Origin of the sequence: Actinoplanes derwentensis, assembly GCF_900104725.1 — a bacterium.
Classification (GTDB): domain Bacteria; phylum Actinomycetota; class Actinomycetes; order Mycobacteriales; family Micromonosporaceae; genus Actinoplanes; species Actinoplanes derwentensis.
In genome coordinates this window covers 8,926,433-8,941,512 of record NZ_LT629758.1, presented here as the reverse complement: position 1 = coordinate 8,941,512, position 15,080 = coordinate 8,926,433, and the positions used below count along the sequence as shown (strand labels likewise).

Below are 15,080 nucleotides of genomic sequence, written 5' to 3'. Positions count from 1 at the left end.
CTCAGAGGCGCTCGAAGCCACGGCGCAACTCCCAGTCGGTGACCGCGGCGTCGTAGGCCGCCAGTTCCACCCGTCCCATGTTGGCGTAGTGAGACACCACATCCGCACCGAACGCCGTTTCCGCCACCGCACTGCCCGCCCAGAGTTCGGTCGCCGCGCGCAGCGTCCCGGGCACCCGCTCGGCGCTCTCGTCCTGGTAGGCGTTGCCGGCGAACTCGTCCTCCAGCGTCAGCTCGTTCTCGATCCCGTGCAGGGCTCCGGCGATCAGGGCGGCGATCGCCAGGTACGGGTTGACGTCCCCGCCCGGTACCCGGTTCTCCACCCGCATGCCCTGCCCGTGCCCGGCGATCCGCAGCGCGCAGGTGCGGTTGTCGACACCCCAGCGCAGTGCGGTCGGCGCGAACGAGCCGGGCTGATAGCGCTTGTACGAGTTGATGTTCGGCGCGAAGAGCAGGCTGAACTCGCGCATGGTGGCGAGCAGCCCGGCCAGCACCCGCTGCCCGGTCACGCTCAGGTGGGCCGGACCGTCACCGAGCATCGCGGATCTGCCGTCCTCGCCGCGCAGCGAGAAGTGGATGTGGCAGGAGTTACCCTCCCGCTCGTTGGGCTTGGCCATGAAGGTGAGCGCCATGCCCTCCTGGGCGGCGATCTCCTTGGCCCCGTTCTTGTAGATCACGTGGTTGTCGGCGCTGGTCAGAGCGTCGGCGTACCGGAAGGCGATCTCGTGCTGGCCGAGGTTGCACTCGCCTTTGGCACTTTCCGGGATCAGCCCGGCCCCGTACATCTCGTTGCGGATCCGGCGCAGCAGCGGCTCCACCCGGGCAGTGCCGAGCAGCGAATAGTCCACGTTGTACTGATTGGCGGGCGTCAGATCGCGATAACCGCGAGTGAACGCCTCCTCGTAGCTGTCCTTGTAGAGGACGAACTCCAGCTCGGTCCCGGCGAACGCGGTCAGTCCGTGCGCCGCCAGCCGGTCGAGCTGGCGGCGCAGGATCTGCCGGGGTGACGCGAGCACCGGCTGCCCGGCGGTGTCGAGCAGGTCGGCGAGGACGATCGCGGTGCCGGGCTGCCACGGGACCCGGCGCAGCGTGCTGAAGTCGGGCTGCATCACGAAGTCGCCGTAGCCGGTGGACCAGGAGGACATCTCGTAACCGTCGACGGTGTTCATGTCGACGTCGACGGCGAGCAGGTAGTTGCACCCCTCGCTGCCGCCCGACACCACCTCGTCCAGGAAGAACCGCCCGTGCAGGCGTTTGCCCTGCAGGCGGCCCTGCATGTCGGTCAGGGCCAGCAGCACCGTGTCGATGCTGCCGTTGGCGACGGAGACGTCGAGTTCCTCGAGATCCATGTGTTCAGTCCTATCAGTCGACGGGGTCGCCGTGGGCGGCCTTCTCCAGCACGTTCTGCTTCGGCCCGGTGAACCACTTACGGGCACTGGCGAACCACCAGATCGTGGCCGCGCCGAGCACCACCGCCACGGCGACGATCGTGTAGTTGAACGACTCGGCGGTGATCGGTGAGGCCGGCGGGAGCACGAAGAGGACGCAGATGATCCCTACCCAGACGATCGCGATCCATCCGATCGGGGCGCTCCACTTCCCGAGGTGCCACGGGCCGGGCTGGAAGTCCGGGTTGAGCCGGCGCAGCAGGACCGGGCCGACGTAGGCGATGTAGAGGCCGATCACCGCGATCGAGGTGGCCGCGAAGTACGCCACGGTGTTCCAGAGCGACGGCAGCACCAGGATCGTGGAGAGGGTCACACACAGCCAGATGGAGTTGGTGGGCGTACCGGTCCGGGGATTGACCTTCTTCCAGATCCGCGAACCGGGGATCGCGTCGTCGCGGGCGAAGGCGTAGGACATCCGCGAGTTGGCGGTGACCGAGGCCATGCCGCAGAACCACTGGGCGACCATGCAGATGAAGAGCAGGAACACACCCAGGTCGTGGCCGACCGCGTCGATGAAGATCTGCGCCGGAGGCAGACCCAGATCGGTGCCGAGCGCACCCTCGTAGTCCTGGATGGACCAGGTGATCGCGACCAGCAGGACGAAACCCGCGATCACCGAGACGACCACCGACAGTACGATGCCGCGCGGTGCCGCGTTGGCCGCGTCGTGGGTCTCCTCGGCGACGTGCGCGGAGGCGTCGTAACCGGTGTACGTGTACTGCGCCATCAGCAGGCCCATGAGCACCGCGTAGATCCCAGCCCCGGCGAAGGTGAACCCGGTGGCGTTGTAGACCTCGGTGAACACCTCGGAGATGGGTTTGTGCTGGTCGGGGACGACCGCGAGGATGCCCACGATCACCGCGACGCCGATCAGGTGCCACCAGGCGCTGACGTCGGAGAGCACCCGCACCAGGTTGACGCCGAACGTGTTCAGCAGGCCGTGCACGACGATGATGACCAGGAAGATCAGGAACGTCGACAGGGCCGTCACCTCCAGCCCGAAGGTCAGGCTGAAGAACGCCGCCGTGGTGATCGCGGCGCCGAAGTCGATGGCCGCGGTGACGGCCACCTCGCCGAGGAAGTTGAACCAGCCGACGAACCAGGCCCAGGCGGGTTTGTTCTTCTTGGCCAGTGCGGCGGCCCACCAGTAGAGCGCGCCCGCGGTCGGGTAGGCCGAACAGACCTCGGCCATCGCCAGGGCCACGAAGGTGACCATGATGCCGACGAAGAGCCAGCCCAGGGTGATCGCGATCGGGCCGCCGGCCTTCATGGCGATGCCGTACGAGGTGATCGCGCCGGCCAGGATCGAGATGATCGAGAAGGAGACGGCGAAGTTGGAGAAGCCGGAGAGCCGGCGGTGGAGTTCCTGCTTGTAACCGAGTTGGGCGAGTCGTTCTTCGTCGGTGCTCATCGAGGTTGCCCCTCTACCCACGTAGGACTGTGACCTGAGCCACTGCTGGGGCCATGATCGCTCCGTCGTGTTACGGCCGTCAATGCACAGCGTTAATTGCGTTGCCGCGCCGATCACCCGGTGCGAGCCTTGAGTCACGGCGGTTCCTCGGCAGGATCGCCAGCGGACACCCCTCTCGCGGCGGTGCGGGGCGCGGTCACCTCTCTCAAGGATCAAGCGCCCGCCTCGCGCCGCCGCACCTTCCGCACAGGCATTCATGCAGGCCAGTCAGACTCTTCCCGAAAAAATCTACAGCGGCGACTCTAGAAATTTCGCGGCGACCGGCCTACATTTGTCTTGTCGGTCACGGCCGGCAACGCAACTGGCACAGTCGCTGAGGTTGGAGAAGGAGGACGAGATACCGCAGCAACGCGTAATCAAGGCGTCCCCGACTCGACGAGAGGTGATCGCAGCCGATGCCCAACACTCCGGTAGACCGCTAGCGGCACGCAGCCGGTCTACCACCTTCGCCGGCACCGTCCGGCATCAGAATTGAACAGCCAGGGCCCCGGTTACCCGCCGGGGCCCTGGCCTGTGTCTAGATGGACGGTATGGACCGAGACAGTCCCGTGTTCAGCATGGGCCGCGCCGCCGAGACGATCGGTGTGACACCGGCCTTCCTGCGCAGCCTCGACGAGGCCGGACTGATCGAACCGGAGCGGTCGGCCGGCGGCCATCGCCGCTACTCGCGTCACCAACTCGACCTGGCCGCCCGGGTGCGGATCCTGCTCGACGACGGTTTCCTGCTCACCGCTGCCTGCCGGATCGTCACCCTGGAGGACCGGCTGACCACCGCGCACCGGCACATCCGGGACCTGGGCGGCCGGGTGCAACCCGACGAGGACGCGACGATCCCCACTCAGACCCGCCGATCCTGACGATCCATGGAAAAGTCACCGCATGCCATCGGTACCCCCCGGCGAGTGGCAGCGTCCCGGCCCCACCGCACGTCAGCGCCGTAACGACTGGTGGACCGGCTTGACCGTGGCCGCCGTCGCCGTCCTCAACCTCTTCCTCGCCCGTGGCGGCGGGATGTTCGACTCCGAACACGCCGCGGCGCTGCCCGAGCAGATCTGGTGGGTGCTGGTCACCACCCTGCCCCTGACCGTCCGCCGGTCGTACCCGGATGTGGTCGCCGTGGCCATCGCGGTCGCCTTCATCGCCGGTCAGTACCGGGGTTCGCAGGAGCAGCAGATCACCACCGGAGTTCTGTTCGCGGCGATCTACACCCTCGGCGCCTGGGGCCGGGACCGGCAACGCTCGCGGATCCTGCGCCTGTCGATCATCGGCGTGATGTTCGGCTGGCTCGCCCTCGCGTTCGTCGTCTTCTCCGGCAATCTACCCGGCCCGGCCGCGACCGCTTCACTGATGATCAACGCGGTGGTGGTGAACGTGGGGTTCTTCGCCTTCTGTCACCTGATGGGCGACGCCGTCTGGAACGGCGTCCTGCGCCGGCACGAGCTGGAGGAACAGACTGAGAAGCTGCGGGCCGCGCAGGCCCTGGCCGCCGAGCGCGCCGTCCTCACCGAACGGGTCCGGATCGCCCGTGAACTGCACGACGTGGTCGCCCACCACGTGTCGGTGATGGGCATCCAGGCGTCCGCGTGCCGCCGGGCGCTGGACAAGGACCCGGTTCGCGCCCGGACCGCGTTGGCCTCGGTCGAGGAGGGCGCCCGGACCGCTGTCGACGAACTGCGCCGGATGCTCGGTGCGCTGCGCTCCGGCGAGGCCGAGCAGGCCGCGATCGAGAAGATCGGCATCGAGCGGCTGCCGGAGATCGCCGACCGGGCCCGGGAGTCCGGGCTGGCCGTGGAGTTCGCCGTCTACGGTGAGCCGGTGCCGCTGCCCGAGTCGCTGTCCCAGGCCGCCTACCGCATCGTGCAGGAGGCGGTGACCAACACCCTCAAACACGCGCACGCGCAGACGCTCGACGTGCGGGTCCGCTACCTCAACGGGCAGCTGGAACTCGACGTCACCGACGACGGGCGGGGCGGATCCACGACGGCCGGCGGAATGGGGCTGGTCGGCATGCGCGAGCGGGTGTCCGTTCACGACGGTTCGCTGGAGCACGGGCCGCACCCGGACGGCGGCTACCGGGTCCGGGCCCGGTTCCCATACACGACCGGGGCGACCGCGTGAGCGTCAGTGTGCTGCTCGTCGACGATCAGCGGCTCGTCCGGACCGGGTTCCGGGTCATCCTCGAGATGGAGGACGGCATCGTCGTGGTGGGTGAGGCCGCCGACGGTACTCAAGCCGTCGAGATGGCCCTCCGACTGCGGCCCGACGTGGTGCTGATGGACGTCGAGATGCCCGGCATGGACGGGCTGGAGGCGACCCGGCGGATCGCGGCCGGCGGCGGGCCGTCGGTGCTGATCCTGACCACGTTCGACCGCGACGACTATCTCTTCGCCGCGCTGCGGGCCGGGGCCAGCGGATTCCTGCTGAAGAACGGCACCCCGGAGGACCTGACCGAGGCCGTACGGGTGATCGCGGCCGGTGAGGCCCTGCTCGCCCCGGCCGTGACCCGCCGGGTGATCTCCACTTTCACCACCGGCGGCACCCCGGGCATCCGTCTCGACCAGCTCACCCCGCGCGAGCACGAGGTGCTGGTCCAGCTCGCCGGCGGAGCCACCAACGCGGAGATCGCGGCGGCGCTGCGTCTCGGCGAGACCACGGTGAAGACACACGTCAGCCGGGTGCTGATGAAGATCGGGGCACGGGACCGCACGCAGGCCGTGGTGCTGGCGTACGAGCTGGGGGTGGTCGTTCCGGGTCCTCCCGGAGGAGGACATCCCCGCGCCTGACGACACCACGGCGTTCGATCAATAGCGTGGACGCATGACAACCGTCCTGAACGTGGAGGCCGTGAACCGGTCCTTCGGGGAACGCCAGGTCCTCAAGGACGTGTCGTTCACCGTGGGGACCGGCCGGCTGACCGGCTTCGTCGGTGCGAACGGTGCCGGCAAGACCACCACCATGCGGATCGTCCTGGGTGTCCTCGCCGCCGACAGCGGCACGGTGACCTGGCGCGGCGCCCCGATGACCCGGGCCGCGCGGCAGGGGTTCGGCTACATGCCGGAGGAGCGCGGGCTCTACCCGAAGATGACCGTCGGCGAGCAGATCGTCTACCTGGGCCGGTTGCACGGCCTGAGCACCGCCGACGCCAAACGCCGCACCACCGCCCTGCTGGAGCGCCTGGAACTGGCCGAACGCGCCGGGGACACGGTGGAGAAACTGTCGCTCGGCAACCAGCAGCGGGCCCAGATCGCCGCGGCCCTGATCCACGACCCGGAGCTGCTGGTCCTGGACGAGCCGTTCTCCGGTCTGGACCCGCTCGCCGTCGAGAACGTGCTGGCCGTGCTCCGCGAGCGAGCCCGCGACGGTGCCGCCGTGCTCTTCTCCAGCCACCAGCTGGAACTGGTCGAACGCCTCTGCGACGACCTGGTGATCATCGGCGACGGCACGATCCGGGCTGCCGGTGAGCGGACCTGGCTGCGCCGCAAGTACACCCTGCCCCGCTACCGGATCGAGGTGGACGGTGACGCGGGCTGGCTGCGCGACCACCCCGGGGTGACCCTGGTCGAACTGGACGGCGCGACCGCCGTGTTCGACCTGGCCGACGGCGCCGACGAGCAGGTGGTGCTGCGGTCCGCCCTGGACCGTGGCCCGGTCCGCGCGTTCGGCCCGGTCCGCCCCACCCTCGCCGAGATCTTCCGAGAGGTCATCCAGTGACGACTTTCCAAGCCGCCCGGCTGGTCTTCGGCCGCGAACTGCGCGCCAAGCTCCGGGACAAGGCGTTCATCTTCAGCACCGTGTCGTTCCTGGTGGTGCTGATCGCGTCGATCGCCATCCCGGCCATGCTCCAGAGTGGCCCCACCAAGGTGGCGGTGATCGACAGCGTGTCCACCACGGCCCTGCGCGCCGCCGCACTGGAGATCGTGGTGGCTCCGGACGCGGCCGCCGCCGAACAACTGCTCCGCGACGGCGAGGTGGAGGCCGTGGTGCTGCCCGGCCCCAAGGTGCTGGCCATGGAGGAGGGGCCGGACGAGGTGCTCGGCGCCCTGAGCACGGTCCCGGAACTGGAACTGCTGGACCCGCCGCCGTTCGACCCGGTCCTGGCGATCCTCGTGCCGCTGGCTCTCGCCATGCTCTGCTACATCACGTCACTGCTGTTCGGGATGCAGATCGCGCAGAGCGTGGTGGAGGAGAAGCAGACCCGGATCGTCGAGATCCTGGTCGCCGCCATCCCGGTCCGGGCTCTGCTCGCCGGCAAGGTCGCCGCGATGACGGTGCTGGCCTTCGCCCAGATCGCGCTGCTGTCGGTGATCGCGCTGGCCGGAACGAAGATCGCCGGACTCGACTCCGGGGTGGTGAGTGTGATCCGGCCGGCCATCGGATGGTTCCTGCCGTTCTTCACACTCGGCTTCGTGATGCTGGCCACCATCTGGGCCGCGGTCGGCGCGCTGGCCGCCCGGCAGGAGGACCTGGGCAGCACCTCGGGAACCGTACAGATGCTGGTCCTGATCCCGTTCTTCGCGGTGATCTTCCTGCGCGACAACGACGTCGCGCTGACCGCCCTCTCGTACTTCCCGTTCTCTGCTCCGATGGCCATGCCGATCCGGATCTTCGAACACGACGCGGCCGGGTGGGAACCGTTCGCCGCCCTCGCGCTCCTGGCCGCCAGCGCGTTCGGCATGCTCCTGGTCGGCGCCCGGGTCTACCAGAACTCACTGCTGCGGACCAGCGGAAAGACCTCGTTCGCGACCGCCTGGCGCACCCGCAGCACCATCGCCTGACCGCCTCGACCTCCGGAGGTGGTGGACATCACCTCCGGAGCGAGGGCAAGATCGGGGTCATGTCGATGCGATGGGGCATGACCGTGCCGTTCAACGGCGTTCCGCTCGCCGGACACGCCGCCGTGTTCACGGCGCTGGCCGACGCGGGGTTCACCGACGCCTGGTCGGCCGAGGTCAACGGCACCGACGGGTTCACCCCGCTGACCCTGGCCGCCGCCTGGGAGCCCCGGTTGCGACTCGGCACCGCCATCGCCCCGGTCTTCACCCGCGGCCCCGGCCTGCTCGCGATGACCGCCGCCGCCCTGGCCGAGTCGGCGCCCGGCCGTTTCCAGCTCGGCATCGGGGCCTCGTCCCCGGTCGTCGTCGGCGACTGGAACGCCGTCGCGTTCGACAAACCGTTCGCCCGCAGCCGTGACCTACTGCGATTCCTGCGCCCGGCACTCGCCGGTGAACTGGTCGACGGCGACTTCGACACGTTCACCGTGCGCCGCTTCCGCCTGGAGCGGCCGCCGGCCGTCCCGCCGCGGATCATGCTGGCCGCACTGCGCCCCGGTATGCTCCGGCTCGCCGCAGCCGAAGCCGACGGGGTGATCCTCAACTGGCTCTCGTCCGCCGACGTGGCCACCGCGCTGGCCGAGACGAAACAGGCCGGTCCCGATTTCGAGGTGGCCACCCGGATCTTCCTGGTGCCGACCGAGGACGCCGGGTACGCCCGGACCATCGGCCGCCGCCTGATCACGTCCTACCTGACCGTGCCGGCTTACGCGGCCTTCCACCGCTGGCTGGGCCGTTCCGAGACACTGGCGCCGATGTGGGCGGCGTGGCAGGCCGGTGATCGCAAGGGCGCGCTGGCCGCGATCCCGGACAGTCTGGTGGACGAGCTGATCGTGCACGGATCCCCCGCCGCATGCCGCGCCCGTGTCCAGGCTTACGCCGACGCCGGCGTGACGATCCCGATCATGGCGCTGATGCCCACCCCGGAGCTGACGTCCGGTGGACTCCCCGCGCTGCTGGAACTGATCGACGGGCTGGGCCGCACGACCGCCTGACCGGCGGCGCGGGCGTGAGAAGGCGCCGCGAGGGCGGACGAGCAGCGGTGATCGTACCGGCGCAAGGGTTTTGATCTCGGGTTTGAAGAAACGGAAAGACGCACCCGGACCAGCCGGGTGCGTCTTCGTGGTGGATCGCCTCACTCGCTTCCGGCAAGGTCACTCGCTTCCGGCAAGGTCACTCGCTTTCGGCGAGGATCGAGTAGAGCTTGCGCTTCGTCTCGTTGAGGATCTCCAGGGCCTTCTGCCGCTGCTCCGGCGTGCCGTTGAAACCGACCTGCTTGAGCGCCCCCATGATGCCGACCGCCGCGTCGCGGAAGTCCTGCACCTGGGACATGGTGTCCTCGCCGATCTGGGACCACGGCGGGTTCTGTGCCGCGGTCTCGGCCTCGGGCCGGCCGTCCTCGGTGAGGCGGTAGCTCTTGCGGCCGCCCTCGGCGGTGACCTCGATCAGGCCCTCGTCCTCCAGCAGCTGGAGGGTCGGGTAGACCGAGCCGGGGCTCGGGCGCCAGACGCCACCGGTGCGGGAGTCGAGCTCCTGGATCATCTCGTAGCCGTGCATCGGACGCTCCACGAGCAGCGCCAGGATGGCGGGCCGGACGTTCGGCCGGCCGCCTCGGCCGCGGCGCGGGCCGGGCCGGCCACCGAACTCCGGCCCCGGCCCACCAGGCCCGAAGGGGAACCCGGGAGGGAACCCGAAGCCGCGCTGGCGGAATCCGCCGAATCCCCCGAAACCTTCGTGGTCGTGGGGTCCATGAGAGTGCCTCATGATCTTCTCCGTTCTGTCGTCGATAGTTAGACGATATATCGGCAACGTGTCGCCGGCAAGGGTTTCTGGGAACGACGGGTTGCGGTAGGTGTCGAAGCGCCCTCATCTGGCAATCTGGTACCTGTGTTGACGGTGCCCATTCGCCAGCTCGGTGAGCCCGAGCGCGCGGCCGTCGAGCGAATCCTCGACGCCGACCCCTATGCGGGCGCCCAGATCGCGGAGCGCGTGGCCGCTCACGGGCTGAACTGGTGGCGTTCCGACGGGCGGATCTACGGCTATGAGCCGGCCCGCCACATCGAGTCGCTCATCTGGTCCGGGGCACACCTGGTGCCGGTCGGCGCGACACCGTCGGCGACCGCGGCCTTCGCCGACCTGCTCGGGGCCGAGCCGCGGATCTGCTCGTCGATCATCGGCCGTTCCGAGGCGGTGCTCGACCTGTGGAACCGCCTCGGTGGCAACTGGGGCCCGGCCCGTGACGTGCGCCCCCACCAGCCGTTGCTGGTGACCGACCGGGATCCGCTGGTCCGTCCCGACCCCGGGGTCCGCCTGGTCCGATCCGGCGAGGTGGATCAGCTGTTCCCGGCGGCCGTGGCGATGTATACCGAAGAGGTCGGCGTCTCACCGCTGCAGGACGACGGCGGGCGGGGCTACCGGCGGCGGATCGCGGAGCTGGTGAAAGCCCGGCGCGCCTATGCGAAATTCGACGGCGACCTGGTCGTCTTCAAGGCCGAACTGGCGATCGTGACCCGCCGGACCACGCAGGTGCAGGGCGTCTGGGTCCACCCGGAGTACCGGGGACACGGCCTGGCCACCAGCGCGATGGCGGCGGTGGCGGCGGACGCGCTGCGGCGAGTGGCGCCCACGGTCAGCCTCTACGTGAACGACTACAACACCCCGGCCCGCCGGGTCTACGCGAACTGCGGCTTCGTCTCCGCCGGCAGCTTCGCCACAGTGTTGTTCTAGGTGACTTCGCGAACCACAGGTCACCACGCAAGGCCGGACACACGACAGCGTGGTGACTCGGGGGCCGGATCGCACCCGAAGTCACCACGCTGGAAGTGTCAGTGGACCGTGACGATCGGGCCGGGGATCAACTCGCGCAGTTCGTCGGGGAGTTCGGCGCCCATCTCGTCGGCGAGCCGCAGCGCCTCCTCGACCAGGGTCTCCACGATGATCGACTCGGGGACGGTCTTGATGACCTTGCCCTTGACGAAGATCTGGCCCTTGCCGTTGCCGGACGCCACACCCAGGTCGGCCTCGCGCGCCTCGCCGGGACCGTTGACCACGCAGCCCATCACGGCCACCCGCAGCGGCACCGGGAACCCGTCGAGAGCCGCGGTGACCTGCTCGGCGAGTGTGTAGACGTCGACCTGGGCCCGGCCGCAGGACGGACAGGACACGATCTCCAGGCCACGCTCGCGCAGACCCAGCGACTCCAGGATCTGGTTGCCGACCTTGATCTCCTCGACCGGCGGGGCGGACAGCGACACCCGGATGGTGTCGCCGATGCCCTCGGCAAGCAGGGCCCCGAACGCGACGGCGCTCTTGATGGTGCCCTGGAACGCCGGACCGGCCTCGGTGACGCCGAGGTGCAGCGGGTAGTCGCACTGCTCAGCGAGCTGCCTGTACGCCCGGATCATCACGACCGGGTCGTTGTGCTTGACCGAGATCTTGATGTCGCGGAAGCCGTGCTCTTCGAACAATGAGCACTCCCACAACGCCGATTCGACGAGCGCCTCGGCGGTGGCCTTGCCGTACTTCTCCAGCAGGCGCTTGTCGAGCGAACCGGCGTTGACGCCGATCCGGATCGGGATGCCGGCGTCACCGGCCGCCTTGGCGATCTCCTTGACCTTGTCGTCGAACTGCCGGATGTTGCCCGGGTTGACCCGGACCGCGGCACAGCCGGCGTCGATCGCAGCGAACACGTACTTCGGCTGGAAGTGGATGTCGGCGATCACCGGGAGCTGGGACTTCTTGGCGATCGCGGGCAGCGCCTCGACGTCGTCCTGGGACGGCACGGCAACCCGGACGATCTGACAGCCGGACGCGGTCAGCTCGGCGATCTGCTGCAGCGTGGCGTTGATGTCGGAGGTGAGGGTGGTGGTCATCGACTGGACGCTGACCGGAGCGCCGCCACCGACCAGCACTCCGCCGACGTTGATCTGGCGGCTCCGACGGCGCGGAGCCAGAGGCGGCGGAGGGACGGCCGGCATTCCGAGACTGATCGCAGTCATCTCACTACTCACTTGAAGATCGAGATCGGGTTGATGATGTCGGCGGTGACGGTCAACAGGGTGAACGCACCGCCGATGAGGATGACTGCGTAGGTCACAGGCATCAGCTTGTAGTAGTCGACCCGGCCCGGATCAGGCCTTCGGAAGCGCTTGTAGAGCCACGAGCGGGCCGCTTCGAACCAGGCGATGGCGATGTGACCACCGTCGACCGGCAGCAGCGGCAGCAGGTTGAACAGGCCGATGAACACGTTAAGCGAGATGAAGACCTGCCAGAAGACCTCGGGCACACCCTTCTCGATGGCCTCGCCGCCGATCCGGGTGGCTCCGACCAGACTGATCGGGGTCTCCGGGTCACGCTCGTCACCGACGATCGAGTTCCACAGCGCGGGCACCTTCTCCGGGATCCGGGCCATCGCCTTGAGCGAGTTCTTGACCAGGTACCAGTTGAACTCGCCGGAGGCAGGGATCGCGCTGAGCGGACTGTATTCGATGACCGCCGGCTGGTCCGTCTCCCAACTCACACCGGCGACCGAGACCTGCGAGATCGCGCCCTTCGGGTCGTCGATGGGGCGCCGTTCGGCGGTGATCAGGTCGACCGAGGCGACAGCCGTCTGACCCGCCCGTACGTACTCGAAGGGGGTGGGGCCGGCCGGGGCCGCCCGGATGGCGTCGGTGAGCTGGCCATAGTTGGCGACCGCGGTGGTGCCGACCTTGGTGATCACGTCGCCGGTCCGCAGGCCGGCCGCCTTGGACGGAGCCGCCAGCGCGCTGTTCTGACCGGGCACGCAGTCGGGGGCGGTGTCGGTCAGCGAGGTGCGGATGCAGTCGGCGACGCCGATCATCGCCGGAGCGGCCCGCTGCTGCTCGGCGTTCTGCGGCAACTCGGTGTTGGGCAGGCCGATGCTCCAGGCCATCGCCCAGGCACCGACGAGAGCGAGTGTGAAGTGGGCGAACGAGCCGGCCGCCATCACGACGGTCCGCTTCCAGACCGGGAACCGCCACATGGCGCGGTGCTGGTCCTCGGGAGCGACGTCGTCGTCCTGCGGCGTCATCCCGACGATCTTGCAGAAGCCGCCGAGCGGGATCAGTTTCAGCCCGTACTCGGTCTCACCCCGGTGGAACGAGAAGATCGTCGGCCCGAAGCCGACGAAGTACTTGGTGACTTTCATTCCGAAGCGCTTGCCGGTGACCATGTGACCCAGCTCGTGGAGACTCACCGAGATCAAGATGGTCAGCGCGAAGGCAGCCGCACCCAGCCAGAAAAGCATCAGGCTCCTTCAGCCTCAATTGTCCGCTGTGCCTGGGCCCGCGCCCACGCCTCGGCGGCAAGCACGTCATCGACGGTACCCGGCTCCGCGAAATCAGGGGCCGTGGCGAGCACACGTTCCAGGGTGTCGACGATGCCCAAGAAAGGTAGCCGACCGGACACGAAAGCGGCCACACACTCCTCGTTCGCCGCGTTGAAGATCGCCGGACGGCACCGCCCGACCCGGCCGGCCTCCTTCGCCAGCCGCACCGCGGGGAAGGCGTCCTCGTCGAGCGGGCGCAGTTCCCAGTTGTGCGCCTGCGTCCAGTCGACCGCCGCCGCGGCCTGCGGCACCCGCTCCGGCCAGGCCAGGGCGAGCGCGATCGGCAGCCGCATGTCCGGCGGGCTGGCCTGGGCGAGGGTCGATCCGTCGGTGAACTCGACGAGCGAGTGCAGCACCGACTGGGGGTGGACCATGACTTCGATGTCGTCGTACGGCACGGCGAACAGCTCGTGTGCCTCGATCACCTCGAGCGCCTTGTTGACCATGGTGGCCGAGTTGATCGTGACGACCGGGCCCATGTCCCAGGTCGGGTGCTTGAGCGCCTCCTCGGGAGTGACGTTCGACAACTCCTCGCGTCGCCGACCCCGGAACGCGCCGCCGCTCGCGGTGAGCACCAGACGCCGTACCTCGTCCGCGGTCCCGCCGCGCAGGCACTGGGCCAGCGCCGAGTGCTCCGAGTCGACCGGGACGATCTGCCCCTCTTTGGCGATCCGCCGGACCAGCGGGCCACCGGCGACCAGGGACTCCTTGTTGGCCAGGGCCAGGATCCGGCCTGACTCCAGGGCGGCCAGCGTGGGTGCCAGGCCGAGGCTGCCGACGACGCCGTTGAGAACCACGTCACAGGGCCACCGAGCCAGCTCGGTCATCGCGTCCGGCCCCGCCACGATCTTGGGAAGTTTGAAGTCACCGCTGGCCCAGCCACGTTTCTGCGCCTCGGCGTAGAAGGCGAGCTGAAGATCCTGGACGACCGAGGCGCGGGCCACCCCGACCGCCTCGACCCCCAGCTCCAGGGCCTGGGCGGCGAGCAGTGCGATGTTGCCGCCACCCGCGCCGAGGGCCACCACCCGGAACCGATCGGGGTTGCGGCGGACTATGTCGATGGCCTGGGTCCCGATGGACCCGGTGGAGCCGAGCAGTACGAGGTCACGCATATCGCACATCTTCCCCTGCTGGTGCACGACCGGGCGAGCGTGGGTATGTCCACCGCCATGTTCCGACTCCTGCGGGGAAAGGACGTGGCCCTGCACGCCGCGGCCATCACGTTCTACAGCGGGATCGCGGTGGTTCCGGCGGCGCTGCTGGCGATCTGGCTGACCGGGTTGGCGGTGGGCGCGGACCGGGTCCGGCGTCTGACCGGCCTGACTCTCGCGGCGCTGCCGGACGAGATCGGCGCTCCGCGCGCGCTGGGCGCGCTCATCGACGCGGGGTTGGCGCTCAGCCCACTGTTCGCGCTGGCCAGCCTTCTTCCGGCGACTTTGTACGGGGAAGGCCTGCGCCGTGCCTTCGTGTCCCTGGCCGGGCCCCGCTCCGGAGAGCGGCTGATCGGCTGGCGCGGCCGGTTGCTCTGGCTGCCGTTGCTGGCCGCGGCGCCCGCCCTGCTGCTCGCGCTCTTCCTGGCGCTGCCGACGACCAGTGAGTTGTGGCTGCGCGGCGGCTGGTGGTCGGTGCTGGCGGTGGTGCTGTCGTTCCTGGCCTGCTGGCTGCTGCTGACCCCGGTGGTGATCTGGGTGTTCCGGTACGTGGCTCCGGGCCGGCCGCCGTGGATCCCGACCGTGCTGATCGGTTCGTTCACCGCGGCCAACCTGGCCGGGTTCCTGCACGGCTTCGTGCTGTTCTGCTCGCTGCCGATGGACCTCGGGGTGCCGTTCGGCGGGTTCACCGAAGTCGGCGCGACTGTGGCGATCGGCCTATGGCTCTACCTCTTTCACACTGTGTTACTGACCGGTTTCGCAGTCACCCACGCCGTGAAGTCTGGGTCAACGGACGATTCACCGAGTTCGGTATCGATCACCACGGGGTAGCGTC

General features: G+C 69.0%; 14 protein-coding genes. 8 read left to right on the top strand and 6 right to left on the bottom strand.

The window, feature by feature from the left end:
• Position 1: 1 nt before the first annotated feature.
• Both BLU81_RS40000 and BLU81_RS39995 read right to left on the bottom strand, forming a co-directional pair.
• The gene (locus BLU81_RS40000) at positions 2-1,348 is read right to left on the bottom strand and encodes a glutamine synthetase family protein (RefSeq protein ID WP_092553644.1); all 1,347 of its coding nucleotides are present in this window, start codon (positions 1,346-1,348) and stop codon (positions 2-4) included.
• A gap of 13 nt (positions 1,349-1,361) precedes the next feature.
• On the bottom strand, positions 1,362-2,858 hold the full coding sequence (locus tag BLU81_RS39995) for an amino acid permease (RefSeq protein ID WP_092553641.1): 1,497 nt from the start codon (positions 2,856-2,858) through the stop codon (positions 1,362-1,364).
• A 590-nt stretch (positions 2,859-3,448) separates the two neighbouring features.
• On the opposite strand from BLU81_RS39995, the gene BLU81_RS39990 reads away from it, so the two are divergent.
• The 6 genes from BLU81_RS39990 (at position 3,449) to BLU81_RS39965 (ending at position 8,742) form a co-directional block, all read left to right on the top strand.
• Positions 3,449-3,775, top strand: coding sequence for a MerR family transcriptional regulator (locus BLU81_RS39990; RefSeq protein WP_373873312.1), 327 nt, complete (start codon positions 3,449-3,451; stop codon positions 3,773-3,775).
• Between the two features lie 22 nt (positions 3,776-3,797).
• Entirely contained in the window at positions 3,798-5,036 is a 1,239-nt protein-coding gene (locus tag BLU81_RS39985) for a sensor histidine kinase (RefSeq protein ID WP_092553634.1), read from the top strand.
• Positions 5,033-5,701, top strand: a complete 669-nt coding sequence (locus BLU81_RS39980; protein WP_092553631.1) for a response regulator — start codon at positions 5,033-5,035, stop codon at positions 5,699-5,701. Before BLU81_RS39985 ends, BLU81_RS39980 begins: the two co-directional genes overlap by 4 nt.
• A 34-nt stretch (positions 5,702-5,735) precedes the next feature.
• A complete protein-coding gene (locus BLU81_RS39975) occupies positions 5,736-6,629 on the top strand; it encodes an ABC transporter ATP-binding protein (RefSeq protein WP_092553628.1) in 894 nt (297 codons plus the stop codon).
• Entirely contained in the window at positions 6,626-7,693 is a 1,068-nt protein-coding gene (locus BLU81_RS39970) for an ABC transporter permease (RefSeq protein WP_092553625.1), read from the top strand. The genes BLU81_RS39975 and BLU81_RS39970 overlap by 4 nt, the downstream gene beginning before the upstream one ends.
• A gap of 77 nt (positions 7,694-7,770) precedes the next feature.
• The gene (locus BLU81_RS39965; RefSeq protein ID WP_092553622.1) at positions 7,771-8,742 is read left to right on the top strand and encodes an LLM class F420-dependent oxidoreductase; all 972 of its coding nucleotides are present in this window, start codon (positions 7,771-7,773) and stop codon (positions 8,740-8,742) included.
• A 178-nt stretch (positions 8,743-8,920) separates the two neighbouring features.
• Here the strand turns inward: BLU81_RS39965 and BLU81_RS39960 are convergent, their stop codons facing one another.
• Positions 8,921-9,511: a PadR family transcriptional regulator gene (locus tag BLU81_RS39960; RefSeq protein WP_092553619.1), complete on the bottom strand. Its 591-nt coding sequence runs from the start codon at positions 9,509-9,511 to the stop codon at positions 8,921-8,923.
• Positions 9,512-9,634: 123 nt separating this feature from the next.
• Between BLU81_RS39960 and BLU81_RS39955 the strand changes: the two genes are divergently transcribed.
• The gene (locus BLU81_RS39955; protein WP_092553616.1) at positions 9,635-10,474 is read left to right on the top strand and encodes a GNAT family N-acetyltransferase; all 840 of its coding nucleotides are present in this window, start codon (positions 9,635-9,637) and stop codon (positions 10,472-10,474) included.
• Positions 10,475-10,572: 98 nt separating this feature from the next.
• Here the strand turns inward: BLU81_RS39955 and ispG are convergent, their stop codons facing one another.
• The 3 genes from ispG to dxr are packed head-to-tail and all read right to left on the bottom strand — an operon-like array spanning position 10,573 to position 14,215.
• Positions 10,573-11,745: a flavodoxin-dependent (E)-4-hydroxy-3-methylbut-2-enyl-diphosphate synthase gene (gene ispG / locus BLU81_RS39950; RefSeq protein ID WP_092553613.1), complete on the bottom strand. Its 1,173-nt coding sequence runs from the start codon at positions 11,743-11,745 to the stop codon at positions 10,573-10,575.
• 8 nt (positions 11,746-11,753) lie between these two features.
• Entirely contained in the window at positions 11,754-13,013 is a 1,260-nt protein-coding gene (locus BLU81_RS39945; RefSeq protein ID WP_092553610.1) for a M50 family metallopeptidase, read from the bottom strand.
• Entirely contained in the window at positions 13,013-14,215 is a 1,203-nt protein-coding gene (dxr, locus tag BLU81_RS39940) for a 1-deoxy-D-xylulose-5-phosphate reductoisomerase (RefSeq protein WP_092558306.1), read from the bottom strand. The genes BLU81_RS39945 and dxr overlap by 1 nt, the downstream gene beginning before the upstream one ends.
• Positions 14,216-14,263: 48 nt before the next feature.
• On the opposite strand from dxr, the gene BLU81_RS39935 reads away from it, so the two are divergent.
• Positions 14,264-15,076 (top strand): YhjD/YihY/BrkB family envelope integrity protein, encoded by an 813-nt coding sequence (locus BLU81_RS39935; RefSeq protein WP_231953734.1) that lies wholly within the window; start codon positions 14,264-14,266, stop codon positions 15,074-15,076.
• Positions 15,077-15,080 lie beyond the last annotated feature (4 nt).

Bases quoted from the DNA above. Each gene is read 5' to 3' on its own strand.
- BLU81_RS40000 (WP_092553644.1), bottom strand. From the start codon at position 1,348: ATGGATCTCGAGGAACTCGACGTCTCCGTCGCCAACGGCAGCATCGAC.
- BLU81_RS39995 (WP_092553641.1), bottom strand. From the start codon at position 2,858: ATGAGCACCGACGAAGAACGACTCGCCCAACTCGGTTACAAGCAGGAA.
- BLU81_RS39990 (WP_373873312.1), top strand. From the start codon at position 3,449: ATGGACCGAGACAGTCCCGTGTTCAGCATGGGCCGCGCCGCCGAGACG.
- BLU81_RS39985 (WP_092553634.1), top strand. From the start codon at position 3,798: ATGCCATCGGTACCCCCCGGCGAGTGGCAGCGTCCCGGCCCCACCGCA.
- BLU81_RS39975 (WP_092553628.1), top strand. From the start codon at position 5,736: ATGACAACCGTCCTGAACGTGGAGGCCGTGAACCGGTCCTTCGGGGAA.
- BLU81_RS39965 (WP_092553622.1), top strand. From the start codon at position 7,771: ATGACCGTGCCGTTCAACGGCGTTCCGCTCGCCGGACACGCCGCCGTG.
- BLU81_RS39960 (WP_092553619.1), bottom strand. From the start codon at position 9,511: ATGAGGCACTCTCATGGACCCCACGACCACGAAGGTTTCGGGGGATTC.
- ispG (WP_092553613.1), bottom strand. From the start codon at position 11,745: ATGACTGCGATCAGTCTCGGAATGCCGGCCGTCCCTCCGCCGCCTCTG.
- BLU81_RS39945 (WP_092553610.1), bottom strand. From the start codon at position 13,013: ATGCTTTTCTGGCTGGGTGCGGCTGCCTTCGCGCTGACCATCTTGATC.
- dxr (WP_092558306.1), bottom strand. From the start codon at position 14,215: ATGTGCGATATGCGTGACCTCGTACTGCTCGGCTCCACCGGGTCCATC.
- BLU81_RS39935 (WP_231953734.1), top strand. From the start codon at position 14,264: ATGTTCCGACTCCTGCGGGGAAAGGACGTGGCCCTGCACGCCGCGGCC.